Source organism: Lysinibacillus sp. 10T31, assembly GCF_056394365.1.
Genome location: NZ_JBFTHS010000042.1, coordinates 1 through 19623, shown reverse-complemented (window position 1 = coordinate 19623; position 19623 = coordinate 1). Strand labels below are relative to the sequence as shown.

The 19623-nt window shown below is 34.1% G+C and carries 18 protein-coding genes and 3 pseudogenes; 10 read left to right on the top strand and 11 right to left on the bottom strand.

Translation table 11 applies throughout. From position 1 onward, the window contains the following. Nucleotides 1-14: 14 nt before the first annotated feature. Complete coding sequence (locus AC1DCY_RS20385) at nt 15-971, top strand: MBL fold metallo-hydrolase (protein WP_477353161.1); 957 nt, start codon at nt 15-17, stop codon at nt 969-971. Nucleotides 972-1021: 50 nt separating this feature from the next. Here AC1DCY_RS20385 and AC1DCY_RS20380 read toward each other — a convergent pair whose 3' ends face one another. Further along, a complete protein-coding gene (locus tag AC1DCY_RS20380; RefSeq protein ID WP_477353159.1) occupies nt 1022-1519 on the bottom strand; it encodes an NUDIX hydrolase in 498 nt (165 codons plus the stop codon). A gap of 346 nt (nt 1520-1865) precedes the next feature. Between AC1DCY_RS20380 and AC1DCY_RS20375 the strand changes: the two genes are divergently transcribed. Then, entirely contained in the window at nt 1866-2786 is a 921-nt protein-coding gene (locus AC1DCY_RS20375) for an MBL fold metallo-hydrolase (protein WP_477353157.1), read from the top strand. A gap of 132 nt (nt 2787-2918) precedes the next feature. On the opposite strand, the gene AC1DCY_RS20370 is transcribed toward AC1DCY_RS20375, so the two are convergent. Further along, on the bottom strand, nt 2919-3362 hold the full coding sequence (locus AC1DCY_RS20370) for a PH domain-containing protein (RefSeq protein ID WP_477353155.1): 444 nt from the start codon (nt 3360-3362) through the stop codon (nt 2919-2921). A gap of 326 nt (nt 3363-3688) precedes the next feature. Further along, complete coding sequence (locus tag AC1DCY_RS20365) at nt 3689-5512, bottom strand: DNA ligase D (RefSeq protein ID WP_477353153.1); 1824 nt, start codon at nt 5510-5512, stop codon at nt 3689-3691. Nucleotides 5513-5616: 104 nt separating this feature from the next. On the opposite strand from AC1DCY_RS20365, the gene ku reads away from it, so the two are divergent. Further along, entirely contained in the window at nt 5617-6435 is an 819-nt protein-coding gene (gene ku / locus AC1DCY_RS20360; RefSeq protein ID WP_477353151.1) for a non-homologous end joining protein Ku, read from the top strand. A 276-nt stretch (nt 6436-6711) separates the two neighbouring features. Next, nucleotides 6712-7467 (top strand): class I SAM-dependent methyltransferase, encoded by a 756-nt coding sequence (locus AC1DCY_RS20355; RefSeq protein ID WP_477353149.1) that lies wholly within the window; start codon nt 6712-6714, stop codon nt 7465-7467. Between the two features lie 214 nt (nt 7468-7681). Here the strand turns inward: AC1DCY_RS20355 and AC1DCY_RS20350 are convergent, their stop codons facing one another. Then, entirely contained in the window at nt 7682-8278 is a 597-nt protein-coding gene (locus AC1DCY_RS20350) for a hypothetical protein (protein WP_477353147.1), read from the bottom strand. 202 nt (nt 8279-8480) lie between these two features. On the opposite strand from AC1DCY_RS20350, the gene AC1DCY_RS20345 reads away from it, so the two are divergent. Next, entirely contained in the window at nt 8481-9503 is a 1023-nt protein-coding gene (locus tag AC1DCY_RS20345) for a serine hydrolase domain-containing protein (RefSeq protein WP_477353145.1), read from the top strand. A gap of 22 nt (nt 9504-9525) precedes the next feature. On the opposite strand, the gene AC1DCY_RS20340 is transcribed toward AC1DCY_RS20345, so the two are convergent. Continuing rightward, on the bottom strand, nt 9526-10056 hold the full coding sequence (locus tag AC1DCY_RS20340; protein WP_477353144.1) for a dihydrofolate reductase family protein: 531 nt from the start codon (nt 10054-10056) through the stop codon (nt 9526-9528). 101 nt (nt 10057-10157) lie between these two features. On the opposite strand from AC1DCY_RS20340, the pseudogene AC1DCY_RS20335 reads away from it, so the two are divergent. Both AC1DCY_RS20335 and AC1DCY_RS20330 read left to right on the top strand, forming a co-directional pair. After that, nucleotides 10158-11102 (top strand): annotated as a pseudogene (locus AC1DCY_RS20335) (helix-turn-helix transcriptional regulator). A 93-nt stretch (nt 11103-11195) separates the two neighbouring features. Then, nucleotides 11196-12248, top strand: a complete 1053-nt coding sequence (locus AC1DCY_RS20330; protein WP_477353142.1) for a DUF418 domain-containing protein — start codon at nt 11196-11198, stop codon at nt 12246-12248. 250 nt (nt 12249-12498) lie between these two features. Here the strand turns inward: AC1DCY_RS20330 and AC1DCY_RS20325 are convergent, their stop codons facing one another. The 4 genes from AC1DCY_RS20325 to AC1DCY_RS20310 form a co-directional block, all read right to left on the bottom strand. After that, nucleotides 12499-12891 carry a RidA family protein gene (locus AC1DCY_RS20325; protein ID WP_477353140.1) on the bottom strand — a complete coding sequence of 131 codons (393 nt, stop codon included), beginning with the start codon at nt 12889-12891 and terminating at the stop codon, nt 12499-12501. Nucleotides 12892-13100: 209 nt separating this feature from the next. Further along, entirely contained in the window at nt 13101-14597 is a 1497-nt protein-coding gene (locus AC1DCY_RS20320) for a serine hydrolase domain-containing protein (RefSeq protein ID WP_477353138.1), read from the bottom strand. A 195-nt stretch (nt 14598-14792) separates the two neighbouring features. Then, entirely contained in the window at nt 14793-15404 is a 612-nt protein-coding gene (locus AC1DCY_RS20315) for a flavin reductase family protein (protein WP_477353136.1), read from the bottom strand. 167 nt (nt 15405-15571) lie between these two features. Then, nucleotides 15572-16264: an SDR family oxidoreductase gene (locus AC1DCY_RS20310; RefSeq protein WP_477353134.1), complete on the bottom strand. Its 693-nt coding sequence runs from the start codon at nt 16262-16264 to the stop codon at nt 15572-15574. Between the two features lie 400 nt (nt 16265-16664). On the opposite strand from AC1DCY_RS20310, the gene AC1DCY_RS20305 reads away from it, so the two are divergent. From AC1DCY_RS20305 to AC1DCY_RS20295, 3 genes are all read left to right on the top strand, one after another. Further along, nucleotides 16665-17753, top strand: a complete 1089-nt coding sequence (locus tag AC1DCY_RS20305; RefSeq protein ID WP_477353132.1) for a hypothetical protein — start codon at nt 16665-16667, stop codon at nt 17751-17753. Between the two features lie 5 nt (nt 17754-17758). Then, nucleotides 17759-18148 (top strand): hypothetical protein, encoded by a 390-nt coding sequence (locus AC1DCY_RS20300; protein WP_477353130.1) that lies wholly within the window; start codon nt 17759-17761, stop codon nt 18146-18148. Between the two features lie 125 nt (nt 18149-18273). Next, nucleotides 18274-18606, top strand: a complete 333-nt coding sequence (locus AC1DCY_RS20295; RefSeq protein WP_477353129.1) for a hypothetical protein — start codon at nt 18274-18276, stop codon at nt 18604-18606. 420 nt (nt 18607-19026) lie between these two features. Here AC1DCY_RS20295 and AC1DCY_RS20290 read toward each other — a convergent pair. Continuing rightward, a pseudogene (locus AC1DCY_RS20290) lies at nt 19027-19227 on the bottom strand (IS5/IS1182 family transposase); the annotation flags it as partial. A gap of 256 nt (nt 19228-19483) precedes the next feature. Further along, nucleotides 19484-19623 (bottom strand): annotated as a pseudogene (locus tag AC1DCY_RS20285) (IS30 family transposase); the annotation flags it as partial.

Below are 19623 nucleotides of genomic sequence, written 5' to 3'. Positions count from 1 at the left end.
GGGGGATATTTAAAATGGGGAGAGTCCAACAACTTGCACCAAACTTTTATTGTATTGATACACACGATTTAAATCGGGAACAGCGTACTAGCTCTTATTTGCTTATCGATGAAAAAATTACATTAATCGAGACTTCTGCTAGTCCTTCTATGCCATATATAATAGAGGGTTTAGATGAGTTACATATTGATCTAGAGGATATTCAATATGTAATTGTTACGCATATCCATTTAGATCACGCTGGAGGTGCAGGCTTGTTTTTACAAAGCTGTCCAAATGCTACATTTGTAGTTCATCCAAGAGGTGTATCTCATATGGTAGATCCTAGTCGTCTAATCGCAAGTGCAAAGAGTGTTTACGGGGCGGAGTTCGATCGTCTATTTGATCCGATTTTACCTATCGATGTTGAACGTATTATAGAAATTGGACATGAGGAAGTACTATCTTTAGGTCAACATCAGCTAACGTTTTATCATACAGAAGGTCATGCAAAGCATCATGTATCCATGCTTTATTCTGCTACGAATGGATTGTTTGTAGGAGATACAACTGGTGTACGTTATCCAGAAATGGAGAGCGAAGCAATTGATTTAATTATTCCCTCCACTTCACCGAATCAGTATGACCCAAATACAATGGAGCAATCTATCCAACTTTATGAAAAGTTAAATGCTACAGAATTGTATTTCGGTCACTTCGGTGCATATAAAAATCCATCTGAAGCTTACAGACAAGTGCGTTACTGGACACCGCTATTTCTAGCTGAAGGGAGAAAAGCTTTAACGGTATCTAGTGATTTTAAAGAACAAGTACAGTTTTTAGATGGTCGCTTAAAGGAGCTTTTGTATAACTACTTACAGGAAAATGGCATCGCAGAAAATCATCCAGTTTATCAAACAATTCCCTTCGATACAATTGTTTCAGCTATGGGGATTCTGGATTATTTAGAGAAAGAGAATTCTAAAATTTAAAGCATCGGCAGTGATGTAAACAGGAGAGGAGAAATCCTCTCTGTTTTCTTTTATGTTCTTTTTTCTTCAACGGTTACGAAATGTTTGATTTCAGCAGGCAAGCAAGTGAGTTCTGATTTAAAGAACTCTGGGAATAGAAAGGTTTCCTGAAGATTCGAAATAGGTAACCATTCTAACCTTTCTTCAATACCATCACTGGTGTAGCTTTCACACATAACTTCGACTTCATTTGATTTCATTAAATAAAAGAATGATATTTCATGAAATTGCGTTTCTCCATATGTACCACTTTGTACAGGAAAAAAGTTTTCATGAATAAATACTAAACGATCAACTTCAAAATGCACTTTAGTTTCTTCAAAGCATTCGCGGATGATGGCTTCTTCTAAAGATTCCTGTAATTTCACTCTTCCCCCAACGGAGTAGTAGTATGGGTCACGATTATTTTTAACCATCAACACTTTACCATCGTGGATAATTATTGCGCCCACCCTCATATTGAATACACCATCTTTAGTTGGGAATGTGATGTCCTGCTTTTCTTCCATCTGAATCTCCTGCCTTTCAAATGTAAACTCTATCACTCTATGTAGACATCTTTTCTTGATACTGAATTGGACTACATTTGCGTTTATTCTTGGTTTGCTTACCACGAGCTTTAAAGATGCAAAACTAGAGTAAGCTTTCCACCCTCCCCCTGATAAATAAGAATAGACTGCCTCAATATAAAAGCTTCTCATATTTTACCATATAAAAACACCATACATTAAATGGCAAGGCGAATACGTATACAGATGTAGGTCCTTTAAATCTTTTTATTAATATCTAAAAGGTATTGTTTTAACCATTATCGAATAAAAAATATAGATAAGAAAATAGATAGAGGTGAGATAAATGAACGATGCGTTTTGTAGTAAACACTTTCAACTAGAACAAATTGGTAAAGATATTTATGCAGCAATAGCCAAAGAAGGTGGTGGAGCTGTGGCAAATGCAGGTTTTGTGGATCTAGGTGATAAAGTTATTGTTTTTGATACATTTAACACACAACAAGCATCTGAAGACTTAAGGCTCATTGCTGAAAAAATAACAAACCGTACTGTTACATGGGTTGTTAACAGTCATTTTCATGGCGACCATATTCGAGGCAACCAAACATTTAAAGACACAATTATTATTTCCAGCCAAATTACATACTCAAAAATAAGAGACGTTCATCCCTCAAGATTCAGTAAACAGAAAAATGATATTCAAGGTTTAAAAGACTATATTCAATCTTTAAAAGACCAGATAAATCTAACCAACGATCCCACTATACAACACCAAATAAATTCTCTAAATGAATTAAAAGAATCATTATCAACTTTGGAATTAGTATTACCGAACCAAACGTTTAACAATGAAATAACCTTACAAGGAACGAAACGCTGTGCAAAGCTTTTCACCTTAGGAGGAGGCCATTCCTTTTGTGATGCAATGCTTTATATCCCTGATGAGAAAGTAATATTTATGGGTGATTTATTGTTTGTGAATTGTCACCCAACGTTTTTTGAAGAGTCTGATTCTGTGAAATGGAGCAATATTTTAAAAAATGTTGAACGACTAGAAATTAACGTTGCAGTACCCGGTCATGGTCCAACAGGTACAAAAGAAGATATCTCAAAAATAATCAACTATATATCTGAACTAACTGCTATTGCAGAAAAGAGCAACCAAAATGAGGATATAGAAATTCCTGAAATCTATAAAGATTGGCGTTCACCTGAGATTTACCAGCAAAATATAGAACGACTAAGAGCATTGTCAACCAAATAAAAAGAGAGGGCGTAGTAATTTGGCCCTCTCTTTCATTCATTTATATGATCCAAGACAGATTGAAAATCCTGCTCCTTCCCTATCAATCAGAATATAAAAGTAAAGAATTACTGATAAAATAAATTTAACCAATTACTCGAATTGTTGATTCTGCGGGATTTGTGCATTAGGACATCGTTTTTTTAACTCTAAAATAAACTGCCTTTTATCTTCTGGCAAAATTTTTATACTACCGTAAGCTGCTTTTTTATAAAATATTTCAAGACCCTTATCAGATGATGAAATTAGATAACCGCTATACTTATCTGTCGTTGGAGAAACCCTTGTTATACTTTGATACGGAATCTTACTTTTGAATGGCCCACCTTTTACTAAAAGATAATTTTCACAGAAAACAAACTTAATAGAATTTGCGTACCACCAAATAAAAGCTACTGAAACAATAATGGCCGTTGACATAATAATAACAGTTAAAAAAGATGTGATGAACGGAAGTAGTGCTATAGCCCCGAATATCCATACCAAAAAAAATATAATTATTGTTAAATTAATATCTGTTTTTGCATGATAAACCATAAGACTTATCTCACCTTTCTTATTAATCTTCGCTAACGAACAGAAATAATAAAGTCGATGTAACAAAAAAGAAATATGCACCTTCTTCAAATACAACTGAAGATCAATATAGCCTTATTAGTAATTTAACATTTATTTCTGATTTAACATACAAGGAATTAACATGCACATGTTGTACATCTCTCATAAAATGGTATTTAATTTGATATTTTTAAAATTTTCACAGCAATATAATAAGCATAAGCATCGACACTGAAGCCAATGCTTTTTGCCTCTTATCGAAGTTTTGCTCCTATCTGAAACCATTTTATTTTCTGATCGGCACATCACTGCTCTTTTAAACGCTCTAAAGCTGATTGAAAATCCTGACTTTCCCCTACTTGACGGAAATTTTTAAATGGGTTGCTCACTTTTTTCATTCTCTCCAATACAGCAGGAATTGTAAAGAGGTCTGGTGTTAAATGTTCATTAACCTCCTCCCAATATAATGGCGTTGCCACTAAGCCCTTTTCATTCCCACGAGTTGAATATGGAGCAATAATCGTCTTACCTTCTGCATGCTGCACATAATCTAAATATAATTTTTGATGTCTATTCTTCTTTAAACGCTCGATTGTATACAATCCCGGTTTTTGCTCACATAAAAAACGACAGACAAATTCAGTAAATATTCGCACCTCTTCATAAGTAAAAGCATTTTCAGGTAACGGTATATAAAGCTGTAATCCTTTACCTCCCGACGTTTTAACAAAAGATTGTAACTTAAAATAGTCGATAATTCCCTTTAAATCCATGGCTCCAGTAACAGCAAGTGAAAATTGTTCAACGGAAGGAGGATCTAGATCGAAGACAATCTCAGTCGGACACTCTGTTTGCAACGTTTGAAATGGTATGTGTAGCTCTAAGGCAAGCTGATTGCCTAACCACAATAATGCTTCAAGATTGTTACATACTAGATAATGAATATCGTCCATCCATCCTGTTGCAACAAATTCAGGTATTTTCTCGGGACTACTTTTTTGATAAAAGCTTTCACCGGGCACTCCATGAGGAAATCGAATTAACGTAAGCGGTCGGTCTCGTAAAAAGGGGAGCAAATACGGAGAAATCATTTGCAAATAGTGCAAATAACCATCCTTCGTAATACCGATTTCTGGCCAAACAGGCTTATCAGGATGCGTAATCTGAACAGTATCTGGAATAGGATACAGTTGACGTTGCATATGCTGCCAATGACATTCCTCTGGCAACATCTCCAGTCGGAATGCATGGAAACGCGGCTCTCGACATTTGCTTCCATCAAAATCAATACAGGCAATATCAAGACAAATGGATGGCTCCAGCTCCCATGTTTCATTATTCCTCTGTCCATTTGCTTGAAAAAAAGCAATGAGTGTTTTCCGCTCTTCCTCTGACATTCCATGTTTAAAAATAACTACTTCAACTAGCTCTCCCTGTTGATAAATACTGCCATGAAAATAACCATTTCCATGATCATACTTCGTCACTATGACCGTTACATATCTCCAATTCTTTATTTTTAACCAATGTGTCGAGCGTGTATCTCCTATCCATTTACTCGTTTTCTTCTTTGCAACCATTCCCTCTCCATTGTAAACTTTAATAGCATGCCAAAGATGCTCACTATGCTCCACACAGCTAATCACTTGCAAAGGACATGGATCCTCATAATTGACAGTCGCCGGGAGCTTTAAAGTTGTAAAAAGCTTTGAGAGTTGCTGTTTGCGTGTTTTTAAATATTTATTTGTCAGCGACTCCCCTTTATAGCTCAGTAAATCAAATGCAATATAATGACAAGGAAAATCTTTTGCATGAGTAGCAATAACTTCTTTGTTTTGCATCCGCCCTCTTTTTTGGACAAGTGAAAAATCACTATTGAAGTTATTCGTTAAATAAACTAACTCACCATCAAATGTTAATGGTAAATACTTTTTAACTTTATTAAATATACTTTTACAAAAATCGAGTATCTCTGGAAACAGGTGCGTTAAGTTATTGCCATTTCTGCTTATTAACATTGGCTGTTCGTCCCAAACTAACATACATCTAAATCCATCATATTTTGTCTCGTACATCCACTCCTCACCAAAAGGCGTTTCAAGCACTTCTGTTAATAGCATTGGTTTCATTTGAATACCTACTTTGCTTTTTACCTTCAGTTTTTGACGATTTCATTTTAAGATACATAAAAATAAGCAAAATATATCATAGTAAGAGAAACGAGGTGATACAAATGCATACAGTTTGGAAAGGCAGTATCTCATTTGGTCTTGTCAATATACCGGTAAAACTTCATGCCGCAACAGAAAATAAAGACATTAAATTGCGACAGCTTCATAAAGAATGTCATACACCTATTAGTTATAAAAAAGTTTGTGAAGGCTGTAACCAAGAAGTAAAAGATGAGGACATTGTGAAGGCTTATGAATATGCAAAAAATAAGTTTGTCGTATTGGATCCAGAAGAGTTAGAGAACTTGCGGAAGGAAAATGAAGATAAGGCCGTTGAAATCATTGATTTTGTAAAATTAACTGAAATCGATCCTATTTATTTTGAACGAACTTATTTTTTATCCCCTGATTCGACTGGCGGAAAGGCTTATGCCTTATTACGTCAAACACTAGAACAATCTGGAAAAATAGGTGTGGCCAAAATTATTATCCGTTCAAAAGAGCAATTAGCAATTGTCCGTGTTTATCAAAATGCATTAGTAATGGAAACGATTCATTATCCAGATGAAGTAAGAAGTGTTGCTGATGTTCCAAGTATTCCAAGTGAACAAAACATTGTTCCAAAAGAGCTAGAAACCGCACTGATGCTAGTCGATCAATTAACAACCGAATTCAATCCTGAAAAATATACAGACGACTATCGCAATGCATTAATGGAGCTTATAGAGGAGAAAAAAGCTACGAATACAATTTCAACTAGTGATAAACGTCCAGTACCTGATAACGTGACGGACTTAATGACAGCACTTCAAGCTTCCTTAGAGAAAACGAAAAAGCCAGCAACGAGAAAACGAGCAACGAAAACGAAGAAAAATGCATAGAAAATACACGTAAGAAGCGTATCCATTGATTTTGGATACGCTTTTTAAAATAATTTTCTTTTATTGTTATAACCAATAACTTGTCACTATACATGCCAAATTTGTTATAAAAATTAGGCTAGCCGATTTTCTCAAAATAACGATCCCCCCAGGAAAGCGCCCTAGCCGGAACGGAAATCAACCCCACATTTATGGTGTAAATCTAATTTGTGTGAATATTTGATTTATTATACAATATTCACACAAATGAAAATAAAGCTGAAGGAGTTAGATTGTATGTATCAAAATGAGTTTAGTGGAAATTTAGAGAAATATAAAAACCCTATTGAATATGATGTACTTTATGAAAATTATAACGTGGATTTACATTTTATTGAAAATTTACTCAAGAAGAATAGCGGTACGATAATTGAATTAGCCTGTGGCACAGGTCGATTAGCTATTCCGCTAGCCAAGCAAGGATTTGAAGTTTATGCAGTAGATATCCATGAAGGCATGCTTCAATTAGCAATTGAAAAAGCGAAAAAACAGAATGTACACGTGCATTTTACTGTGCAAGATTGCACGCAGCTTCAATTACCAATCACATCAAATTTTGTCTATATGACAGGAAATGCATTTCAACATTTTTTAAGTAATGAAAGCCAAAATGCTTTATTGCAATCTGTCAAAAAGCACTTACATCCAGGTGGTGAATTCGTATTCGATACGAGAAATGCACTTCTAAGTGAACTGGCTAATGTGGATGAATACGAAGAAAGTTCAGTCAATAGCAAAGGTGAAAAAATAACCATTCAACATCGTGAGGAATATGACCCTATCACACAAATCTTAACTTGCCGTTCTATAAATAAGCTAGAATACGCGTCTTTCGAAGATTCAATTCGACTTCGCTATACATATCCAATGGAAATGAAGAGGCTATTAGAACAAAATGGGTTCGAAGTGTTACACATATTAGGTTCATGGAACAAAAATGACTTTACAAAAGATAGTCCATCTATGATTGTACACGCACGGTTATTAAAATAAGCTGTTTTCGTATAGATTGTTGCTGTTAAAACATAAAGAGCAAGTTGATTCTACACATTTTGTAGGTTAACTTGCTCTTTGTCTTTTTAGTTTCAGTAAATCCTCCTTCAAATAAAACCTCTTAATAAATACTAAAATGAATTTATGTTAAATCGTTTATATAGAGACATAGACCTTGAAAATAACACAGCCTTTGAAATGACCTCAAAACTCGTTAATTTACATAGAGGTACGTTTCCAATTCTTTAACCTTGTTCCCGTCTAATTGGTGTGTGAGCCCGAATGTTTCGCCATTTCCATCGTAATTTATTACAATGTCGAGATCATGTAGTAATTCAGTGAAATACTTAAAAGACTTTTTTAAGTCGTCATTGAACTTTGCCCTATCAGGCTCTAACGTGTCTTGTTTCGATAAAACATAAACAAGATGTCCCATCCAAATTTGAAGCACATTCAGATTTTCAAAGTCCTTTTGAAGGTCGTCGCCTTGAACCTGAAAATATTTCATTTCCGAAGTGAGTCGATCTGCCTTCGGATAATATTCGTTCACGTCGGTTGTTTTAGTAATATCTTCAGCGTGATAGGCAATCCAAGCTTCTAAAGTTGGTTCGATCCCATAATCGTTAAAGCCTTCAGGAGTTGAAATGTCCTTCCACACCTTCGCGTTGTTGACTTTAGTTTCTTCCGGCTTTACTACTTCAATTTTAGTTTCTTCCGGTTTTACTTCTTCAATTTTAGTTTCTTCCTTCGTACATCCTGTTAATAAAACACTTATGAATAATCCTGTATATCCTATTTTCATTAACTTCATAATTCAGCTCCTCCTACAGTTGAAAAACCCCAAACAAAATTCATCTATATTTTACCTAAAAAACCAATTAATTTCCTGCACTAAACTACCTAGTTAGTTCGATAACAACAATCTTTGAGAAAAAAGCCTTTAAATAAAATCAAAACACAAACATACGTTTCACCATTCTGTTATAATTAAGAAAAAATTAGGAGCTAAGTAGATGATAAACATTCGTGAACGCATGGAGCATTACCATATAACAGGTTTAAGTCTTGTAGCTATCGAAAAGGGAAAAATCAGTAAGACAGATACTTTTGGTGTTCTGAAGGCAGGTACCGATAAAAAAATTAATGAGCACTCCATTTTCAACGCTTGTTCGATCAGTAAGTTTCTAACAAGCATTTTAGTGATAAAATTGGTGGACCAAGGGATCGTAGACTTAGATGAAGATGTTAATAAAAAACTAGTTTCATGGAAGGTTCCTGACAGTCCATTGACAAAGCATAAAAAAGTTACATTGCGCAACTTACTATGCCATCAATCTGGGATTGTGGACCCTGAAGGCAGTTTTATGCCCATAGAATCATTCAAGGAAATGCCATCCATGATAGAAATATTGAATGGAAAAACCACTTATTGCCCTACTTCTATTGAAATGACTTATGAACCTGAAAGTGAATTTCACTATTCTGATGCAGGCTTTTGTCTTATTCAATTATTAATAGAAGATATAACTCAAAAACCGTTTTCTCACCTCATGGACACATTTATTTTTAAGCCATTGAGCATGACAAACAGTACATTTTCTACCTCTCTTTCAACATCAAATTTGGATAATTTCGCATGTGGCCATGATCAAAATGGAGCTTTAATTCCAGGGAAATATTCTATTTACCCTTATATTGCAGCTTGTGGTATATGGACTACACCTAGCGATTTAACAAAACTATTACTGGATGTAATGAAAGTTGTTAAAGGACAAAGTAAAATCGGCATTACTACAAGACAAGTAAATGAACTGTTCAGTCCACAGGGATGTCAGGAATGGACTGGCCTTGGCGTATTTCTAGATGGCACGGACGAAAAGCTCGAATTTTCCTCTCTTGGCTGGGGTGTTGGGTTTCAATGTATGCTAGTAGCCTATCCACATCTCGAACAAGGGATTGTTATGATGACTAATACTGATACAGGTACGCATCAAATGAAGGGTATTATGGGTGAAATCTACCATTCGCTTTACTAATAACAGAAAAAGAGGCTGATCATCAAGCCTCTTTTTTCACCTTATAATGCATTTGCACCATTTGCCCATAGCGTTGGGTATTTATTAACTTTAAATCTTGATATGGATTATTATCCTTAAACAATGGAATTCCTGAGCCTAAAAGATGCGGCGTAATCGTAATAATTAATTCATCTATTAACTCTTCCTTCATGAAAGCATCGAGAATTCCTGCTCCGCCAACCATCCAAATTTTAGACCCTTCCTGTTCCCTTAATTTTTTCGTAAACGCTACTACATCTTCATTCACAAACTCAACATGTTCGTTTTTACCACTTTGTGATGTTGTGAATACATAACATTTCTTATCGGGATATGGAAAAGACTCAATATGGTCTACAACCCAATCATACGTTCTTTTACCCATAATAATGGTATCAATGGATTGATACATGTCAGAATAGCCAGCATCCCCTTCGCCTTCTGCTTCTTCTAGCCATTGTAAATCATCATTTTCTTTCGCAATAAATCCATCCAAACTAGTCGCAATATATAAAATGATTTCTCGTGACATAACGTCATCTCCTTTTCTTTTTGTAAAACTCATGAACAATATTTATACTATACACAAAACATGACAACTACTGGCATGATTAAATGAAATAAGGTGAGAAAATGTCAAAAGCAAAACGATTATTAGATATCCTTCTGTTTGTTAGTGCTAAAAAGAAATTTACTGCGCAGGAAATTGCTGATGAATTCAATATATCGATTCGCACGGTTCATCGATATATTTTAGATTTAAGTGATATGGGCTTGCCTATTTACGCAGAACAAGGACGAAACGGTGGCTATACAGTCCTTACGAGCAGACTTCTTCCCCCTATTTTATTTACAGAAGATGAGGCTGTTTCGATTTTCTTTGCGTTTCAATCATTGCATTATTACCGTGATTTACCTTTTAATACGGAGATTAAATCCGCTTCTCATAAGCTTTATAGCTCGCTTCAGGAGGAAGCGAAGCGAAAAGTGGATAAACTTCAATCCTACATTGCGTTCTGGAATCCTAAACGAGCGATTGAAACACCTTTATTGTAAGCTGTTTTAGAGGCAGCTATTGAAAACGAAAATCTACATATTCAATATGAATCCAAATCAGGTACAACAACGAAATATATTCACCCTATTGGTGTTTATGCTCACGATGGATTATGGTATATGCCTGCATTTGATTTCACTAAACAAAAAATACTACTGTTTCGTGTAGATCGTATTCTTTCCATCGTAGATAGTGAAGAAAACAAAGAGGAATTTATTAATTTGGCAGAGTGGTTTGGCAGCACCTATGAGATTAAACAACCCATTCGAATACAAGTTCTATTATCAAGGGAAGGTGTACGACAATGCAAAAGCGAACCAAACCTTGAAGATTTAGTCGTCATAAAAGAAGATGGTACAGGTTATATTGATTCCATTATAGACAAAGGTGAACTAAATTTTATTAGTCCCCTCTTCAATCGACTTGGTATGCATGCTCAAATTGTAGAACCAAAAGAATTAATCAATATTTTACGACAGCAGGCAAAAGATATCCTATCTCTGTATCAAGAAAATGATTAATGTTATATGACGATTTTGTAAGACTGGCGTAACATTCATCGTTACTACTTTATGGATAATATCCTTATACTTTGTAAGTGAGGAGGAGATAACATGCAACCAATTGAATTAAACAAACGAATTGATACATTAGATTATTTAAGGGGATTTGCTTTATTAGGAATTATTTTAGTAAATATTCCAGCCTTAATGTGGATTAATCCACCAGAAACATCTATAGATATTGCATACAATAGATTTTTATTACTTTTTGTGGAAGGAAAGTTTTTCTCGATTTTTTCATTTTTATTCGGTGTAGGATTTTATATCTTTATTTCCCGAGCAATGGCTAAAAATAATAATGCCAATCTTTTATTTATTAGAAGAATGATTATTTTATTGTTAATCGGGCTTGTACATTTTTATTTCCAACCTGGAGAAGCATTAACCGTCTATGCCATTTTTGGGCTATTTGCGTTACCATTTTATAAAGTTCGAAAAGAAATAAACGTAACTGTAGGGATTATCCTTTTAGCGGTAACAGCTTATTATGGCATCAAAATTGCTATGCCGTTTCCACTTATTTTACTAGGATTAGCAGCAGGGCAGTATCGAATTTTTGAAAAGATCAATGATAATCGTAAAAGCATATTAATCTTTACAGTTATTATGTTCTTTATCAGCATAGGTGGCTTACTGTATCAATGGCATTATGTCCCAGAGGCAATGGCGAACATTGACAATATGACAAAAGATGAATTTACAGAACATGTAACAAACATTGAAAAATTTTCATTAATCGGGCTCCAATTTAGCCCATTTGTATCGGCATTTTATGTAGGATTATTAATACTCTTACTGCAACTTCCTTTATGCCAAGTTTTGTTTTCACCATTAAAAGACTATGGCCGAATGGCATTAACAAATTATTTAGGACAAACAGCGCTAATCTTACTAATTGGCAATGCCTTTGACCTTATTGGCAATATTCGTTTTATCCAATCTCTTTGGATTTGCATAGGCATTTACATTTTTCAATTACTTTTTAGCAAGATTTGGCTTACATTCTTTAAATTTGGACCATTAGAATGGTTGTGGCGCATGGGTACTTATTGGACAGTACCTTCATTGCTCAAAGCTTCTAAAAGTTCTAAGGAACGCCACTGAGCAGAAATACTATAATTTTAGAAAATGGCGAACACCTAGCAGAAAGCTTTTATTCTTCATAATATAGTAATGTACCTAATTCGCTTCCAGCTTGCTCATACAACGGGCAAGAAACACACCCCCATCACTAAATTTTTATTTTTTGGTCACTTTTCTTAGGAAAGTGACCCTTTTTTTCTTATCATATACCCTAAAATTTGATTTATAAAAAAACCGACAAGATCATTTAAGATTTTGTCGGTTACTCAGCTTATTTAGCAGCCCAAATATCTATTTCCAATTTAATATCAGGGAGTCCTAAAGCAGTAATATAAGCTATCGTCATAGAAGGATAAGGATTTCCAAACATCGTTTCCCACTGTTGATAGAAATCATCCCAATCTATTTCTTCAGTTGCCCAAATATTGGCTTTCACCACATTGTCTGCGTTAAGTCCCTCTGCCTCCAATATTAATTGAATATTTTTTAATGTATTCTTAACCTGCTCTGTTAGTGATGATGGCAATTTACCTTTTACCCCAACTCCAATTTGTCCAGATAATGCGTATATTGTTGCATCCTTAGGAATTATTGTAAGATGGCTGTAATTGCCAACAGGGCTAGGTACTTGGATTGGATTTTTACGTGTTATTTCATTTTTCATGGTTAATCTCCTCTAGGTTTTTATTTATTTTTCTAAAAAAGGGCAGACTCGTCCCTATAAACTTAATTTTAGAAAAAAACAGCAGTTGAGAACCCAATACCCATACTTAAAAAACGTAATGATCTTTTTTTCATTTGGATTCTCCCCTTTCACCTAAAGTTATTTTCATATTACCATGTTTTTCATAAAATAATCAAATCTCTACATTTTTATTTCTTTATGGTTAATATCTTCATTAATCCCAATAAACAATAAATCACACCTGACACTATAACACTATTAAATAACAAAGTGATTGAAGTTGGACCCCATACTTTAATAAACTCCCAATTTGATCCCCCTAATAAAATTTTTGGGGACATAGTGATAAGTGCAAAAATTATTGCAACACTTAAAGAGTGAATGACTAATAAAAAAGTCCTTTTCATATTTAAAGCTACTTTAACTCGTTGTTTTTTAGCAATTTTCTTCAAGGTTGTTAGCAATAGAATACTTAAAAACATCCCAAGGCCTACAACAATAACACATAGAAGCGAGACAGTTTTATCCAACTTCTGAAGGTTATCAGCATTAACAGTATCCACATTTTTCCCTTCCCATATATCCATCACACCTTGACCTATCTCAGTTGTATAGCTCGAGTTCAAATTGGATAATATGGCCACCCCTAATTGTTCATCAGGCTGCATAATAAAATAAGAGGTAAATGTAGGATTTGCACCGGCATGAGATAAATATTGTTTTTTGTTTCTTTCTATAACTCCCCATCCACTCGCGTAGTATGTATCCTTATCGAAAGGTTCTACAGATTGATCTGGGGTATGTGATTCTTGAATAATTTTTTGATCAATCGAATAAATTTGACTATTGCCTAACTGTAGCTTTAACCATTTTGCTATATCATTTGTGTTACTTATAATATATCCAGCAGGCACATTTCCACGGTAGATAGGCGGTGTGTAATCCTGCTCTTTCATAAGTCCTATTTTATAGCCTGACGCCATCTCATTAGATTGAACTTGATGAAGCCCAACAAATGAATCTTTCATATTAATCGGCTCTAATATATGCTGTTTGATATACATATCAAAGGGTTGTTTTGAAACCTTTTCAATAATAAGACCCAACACATCGTAATTGAGTGTTGCATATTCATATGAACTTCCTGGTTGTCTATTTAAAGGCTGACCAAGCAATTGTTTGACAGTCAACTCAAGAGCATTCGGTTCGTTACTTTTAGGGATATTAGAAATAGTGCTAGTAGCTATGCCACTTGTATGATACAGTAACTGATTAATAGTAATTGCCTGGGGCTCCCCTTTATATTTTAACTTTAACCACGGGATATACTTTTGGACATCATCAGAGCGTTTGAGTAAGCCTTCCCTTTCCAATTTTAGAATGGCTAGTCCCGTGAATGCTTTCGATGTAGATCCTAGTTCAAATAATGTATTTGAGGTAACAGGTGTTTTTGACTTAACATCAGCGTATCCAAAACCTTTTTCATAAACCGTTTTCCCCTTCTCTACAATTACTAACGATATTCCTGGAATTTTACTAATCTCCTTTTGCTCTTTAACAAATTGATCAATCTTTTGAATTTTTTCATTTGAGTCTGCATTTACAATTGTTGGCGTTAAACTATAAAAGGCAACAATCATTGCAATTATAAACGTATAGATTTTTAATGATGGTTTCACTTTCATTTCTCCTTTAAGCTAGGTACAAGGTTATGAAAATTCCTTAATTTAACTATAACAAGGAATTAATAGCACAACCATCGTTTTAGATGACTAAAAACATCTCAATATGACAGTTTTGTAACTTAGAATCTTAATACACACAAAAAGACCAAATTCCCATTCTAAAAAAGAGAACTGATCTTTGTTATAGATAGCAAATTAAATTTCTGCCCTAAAAGCTTTCCCCAGCTGATGTCCAAGTCCAAAATAATGGCGGAAATTATAAATAAGTGGGCTCCATTTATTTGGATCAATATAATTATTTTCAACTATAATTTCCTTATGAGCATGTACATGTATTACTTGTGTCTCAACAATGGCAAAAAAGGGAGCATAATCAGGAATTCGAATATGTTTTACTTTTGCCTCAAGTTGAATGGGACACTCTGCAATTCTTGTAGGCTTTACTGATTTAGACTCGGTTGGCGTTAAATTACTAATTTCATATTTTTCTTTTTCAAATGTAAATCCATTCGCTCTCTTATATTCAGGAACGGGGTTTTTCCCTGTAAAAGGAGCTAATTTTTCTACATTCCCCCATAATGAAGAATCTGGAACATTAATGACACATTCAGGATGTCGTTCTAAATTTTCAATAGCCTTTCCCCCAAGTCCAATTCCTAAAATAATACAATCCCCTAACACCCATGATGATGAAAGAGGGCTAATATTTACTGTGTCATCTTCATTTCGTGTAGTTAATAATATCACAGGTGTCCCGTAGTATAGAATTTTTGGATTAATCATTTCTGTTTTAGCAATTTGAGTCATTTTCTCTCCTCCTATCCGTACTTTCAATTTTCATAGTACAAGATAGTTATTTCAATTTTCATCGAAATATGGATTACGTTTCACGACTTTTACTGTAAATTAGTAATATTATCGAAATAGAAAATAACCAGGCTCAACATTAATTGCAGTGGGCCATACCCTTTTCGTTATCGTTTATTTTTAATAACAACCTCAGTTACAGCTAACGCTTTTCTTGGTTTAATATTTTCCATAATAATATCCGCGATATCATTAGGATCCATTAATGTCTTTGTTTTTTCCTCAGTAAATATCCCGTCCCAAAATTCTGTACTCATACCACCCATGTATACAGCACATACATGAATAGAAGTTTCGCTTAATTCTAGTGCTAGACTCTCCGTAAATCCTCGTACACCAAATTTACTAGCACAATAAACAGATTCCGTTACTTTTCCTTCTAGACCAGCTGTAGAAACAATATTGACGATTGTTCCTTCATTTAGTTCTTTCATACCTTTTAGCACTTCTTGTGTGCAAAAAATTGTACCTTTTAGGTTAATATCAATCATTTGATGAACTGAATCCTCATTCAAGTTTTCAGCTTTATCAAAATAGCCAACACCAGCATTATTAAATAGTAATTGTATTGATCCGAATTCCTCTTGTATAGAATTAATTACTTCAGCGACCATTTGTTTCGAAGTAACATCGACCTCATAAATAGAATAGCCATTTGTTAAAGTTTTAGCCGTATTCTCAAGCTTTGATTTTCTTCGACCGAGTAAACAAATGTGATTGCCTAAAGACGAATATTTTTTAGCAAGTGCTGCACCTAAACCACTGCCAGCCCCTGTTATAACAACGATATTTTTGCTCATAAAGATCATCCTCTCTCGCAGTTAATTATACCAGAATAAGAACTCCTATCAATAAGAGGAAAGCTGTTTTTATCAATATCCCTGCCCTATTTAATGAGCACTTAATTAAAAGCACCTGCTATTGTGGAAGCAAAAAAAAAGAATGAAGATGATACCTAAAATCTCACTTCTCTCTAATCAGTAGTAGTTATTTCTTTTAAAAATCTTAACAATAAATAGAAATAAAGACCTATACTAATCTTTATTCATTTAGACACATATAAGTTCCAATTCATTCATACTTCCATGTCAATCAACACTTTTATGTTATTTTATGGGTATGCAATACATATAATATTATATTTATTAATAAAACGACATAATTTCATCGAACACAGAATATAATTCTGGAGGGTGTTAAATGAATACAATTAAATCTTTAATTTTCCCCCAAGACTTGCATAAATTAAGCAAAACTCATCTCAAAGAGATTTGTAATAAAATGACTTTAGAAACAACCGGCAATGTAAATGAATTAGCAAGTAGAGTTTGGGACTCATTTGAGCATATTGAAGGCGATGTTCTTAAAATGATAAGCAATAATATTTTCTCTGGAGCAGTTTCTTTAGCTTGGTACCAGGTAACAAATAAATCTGATTTAACAGGATTTAAACAAAGTATAATTGATAAAATGCCATTAAACCCTTTCGAAACAGTAGTTACACCAAATAGCAAAAATGTTCCTACTGATCCTACCATTATTGCTGCTGCTGAAATCGAAGGTTCTCAAGCATATTATTTAAGATTTATTCATAGAACTGGTGTTAATGTTGATTACTTTTTAGCTAACCGAAGAGAATACATTAAGCATGAAATTACAACAGTTTATATTGATGAAGACAAGGGAATAATTGAAGTACGAGCAAGTTCAGCTGTTGCCAAAAAAATTATTGCTTGGTTAACTAAAATAGTCGATGATGAATATGAATTCAAACAACATGATTTGTTAGAGAAATATGGAGGTACTCTTGAGTCTTTAGCTGATACTCTTCAAGGAAGGCTTATTGATGCTACAGGAAGACCAGCAGGATCAGTAAATACATTTGAAGAAACACAGGGTCAATCAATCGTGAGTATACTTTCTGCAATTGACGAATACTATACTAATGGCGAATTATCAGTTCTAGAGCAAAATTTAAATAGCGAAGATATTACCGGCATTTTAGAAACAACACCTTTTACGTTGTTACTTTTAAGTGGTCTTGAAACAATAGGATTAGGTAGTATTAGAGAACTAAGAGGTTTACCATTATACAATTATTTAGAACCTTATCTATCCAAACAAAAAGGATCCATATTATTTGAACATAGTGTTGATGGAGTGAAACAAGAATATTCTATTCGAATCGGCGTCAATACAAAGACTTTTAAGTTCAATGTATTTGCGTCTGAACCTGTATTGGATTATATTAGAGAAAAATTGATTTACCAAATTTATTCTGCGAGGTAAAAGTATTGAGCAATTTAAAGCCATGGGAAATTTCTCAAAAAATAGATAATGCACTTGAGGCAATTGCTATCAGTAAGATTGAAAAATTTTACCATAGTTATATTGCAAAAATAACTAACTTACCTCTTGGAGTAGTTATTGATACATTATCTGAACTAGAAAAAAAAGAAGCACTCGTTATAAAATTAGAATTTCATTGCGAGGAATGTAGTAGAAGTATATTAACTGCCAATAAATCTGAACTTGAAAATATTGATTCCGTTTCTTGCAAGTATTGTGGTACAGAAAATTGTTTTGATCCATTAAACGCTATACCAATAATCGAATTAAGTGATGATTTCAGACAAAGTTTTTCAAAAAAAAAATTAATAACAAAACGGAAAATGTCGGGTTAAGTAAACAAAATAAACCTGAGAGTTTAAGAGAAATTATCGATATTTTAGCCGAAGAAAATTCCGATCAATTATTAGAGAAAGTATCAAAGCTTGGGAAAATTACTATTATCTTAGGAGATGGTTATATGGGTGATTCTAGTAAATATGGTGGTTTAACTTTCGGAGAAAACAAAGGTAATATAACTATTGAAAACAATGGTACACTCAATCAAGGGATAGCTAGCTTGCCTAATGACATTATCAATGCTTTACAACAGCTTCACGATGAAATTCAACACCTAGCAGAAGAACAACGGGAGATTGCAGAAGCTAATTTTGAACTCCTTCAAACTCATATAGAAAATGGCGATAAAGAGAAAGCTAAAAAACCATTAGAGAAATTAACTAGTATACTAGGTGTTATTAGCTCTATTGTGTCTATCGCTTCTGCCTTAGGACTAGGAGTTCCTTTAAAATAATGGCGTCCGGAATCGGCTTTGTGCTTAGGCCTGCAGATGTTTTTTGCGCGAAAGCGCAGTGCTAACGTAGCGGCAGCGGCAGATGTTTTTTGCGCGAAAGCGTAGTGTCAGCGGCACGATGCAGGTCAGTTAGCCGTTTTCGCATGGAGGCGATGATTTTAAGTTAACATCCTATAAGAATTCCTTTCCGAATTTCCGTATAATATCAGAATCCTTTTGTGTTTGTTCATTTAATCTAAGTAGAATGTAATTACAACATGGTTCTTAGTTCAGGATATCAAAAATGAATTAACTCCTTTTAATATTGTTTGGCGACTTTAAAAGATGCTGTCTGTATATTACGAGGCTGAAAAAACATACCGTTTTTTTGCAAAAACAAAAAGACCAATTCTTGCTCATGATATTGAACAAGAGTTGGCCTTTTTCTTTTAAAAGGGTTAATAATTGTTTCAAAATCACGGCGAATATGGCTGTTACACCTTGTATTTCCATACCAAATAGCCCGAAGCTGCTGCTGTATCATACCCGTGTCTATTCTTTTAAAGCACTATTTTTTTGCTTTTATTTTATAGCAAGTACGTGCAAGTTCCTTAACTCTTCCCTGTCTTGGAATGCTTCTTGTTCTTCGTACTTATCTAAGAAAATTCAGACTTACTCTGAATTTTATTTTTAATAATGGAGGCGAAAGTTTATAGATGAGTTCTCACTTTTGCTGTAATGTATATAAAAATTATGTTTAGCCCTTTAAAAATAGGGTAAAGAAAAAATATAGTGCCATATTCTATATTTTGGGGAGGGATTAATAATGGCAAAACGAAGAAAAGGTCTTGTAATTGCAGGGTTAGCTTTAACAGCATCTTATTTAAGTGATGATTTGTCAAATTAAGTGCAACAATTGCTCATTAAAAGCCTYGTTTGCAGTTTTCCAACCAAGACATTTTCTTGGTCGGTTGTTGATATAGTTTAATGATTCTGTTAGTTCTTCTGGTGATACTTCTTCGAAATTTGTTTGCTTAA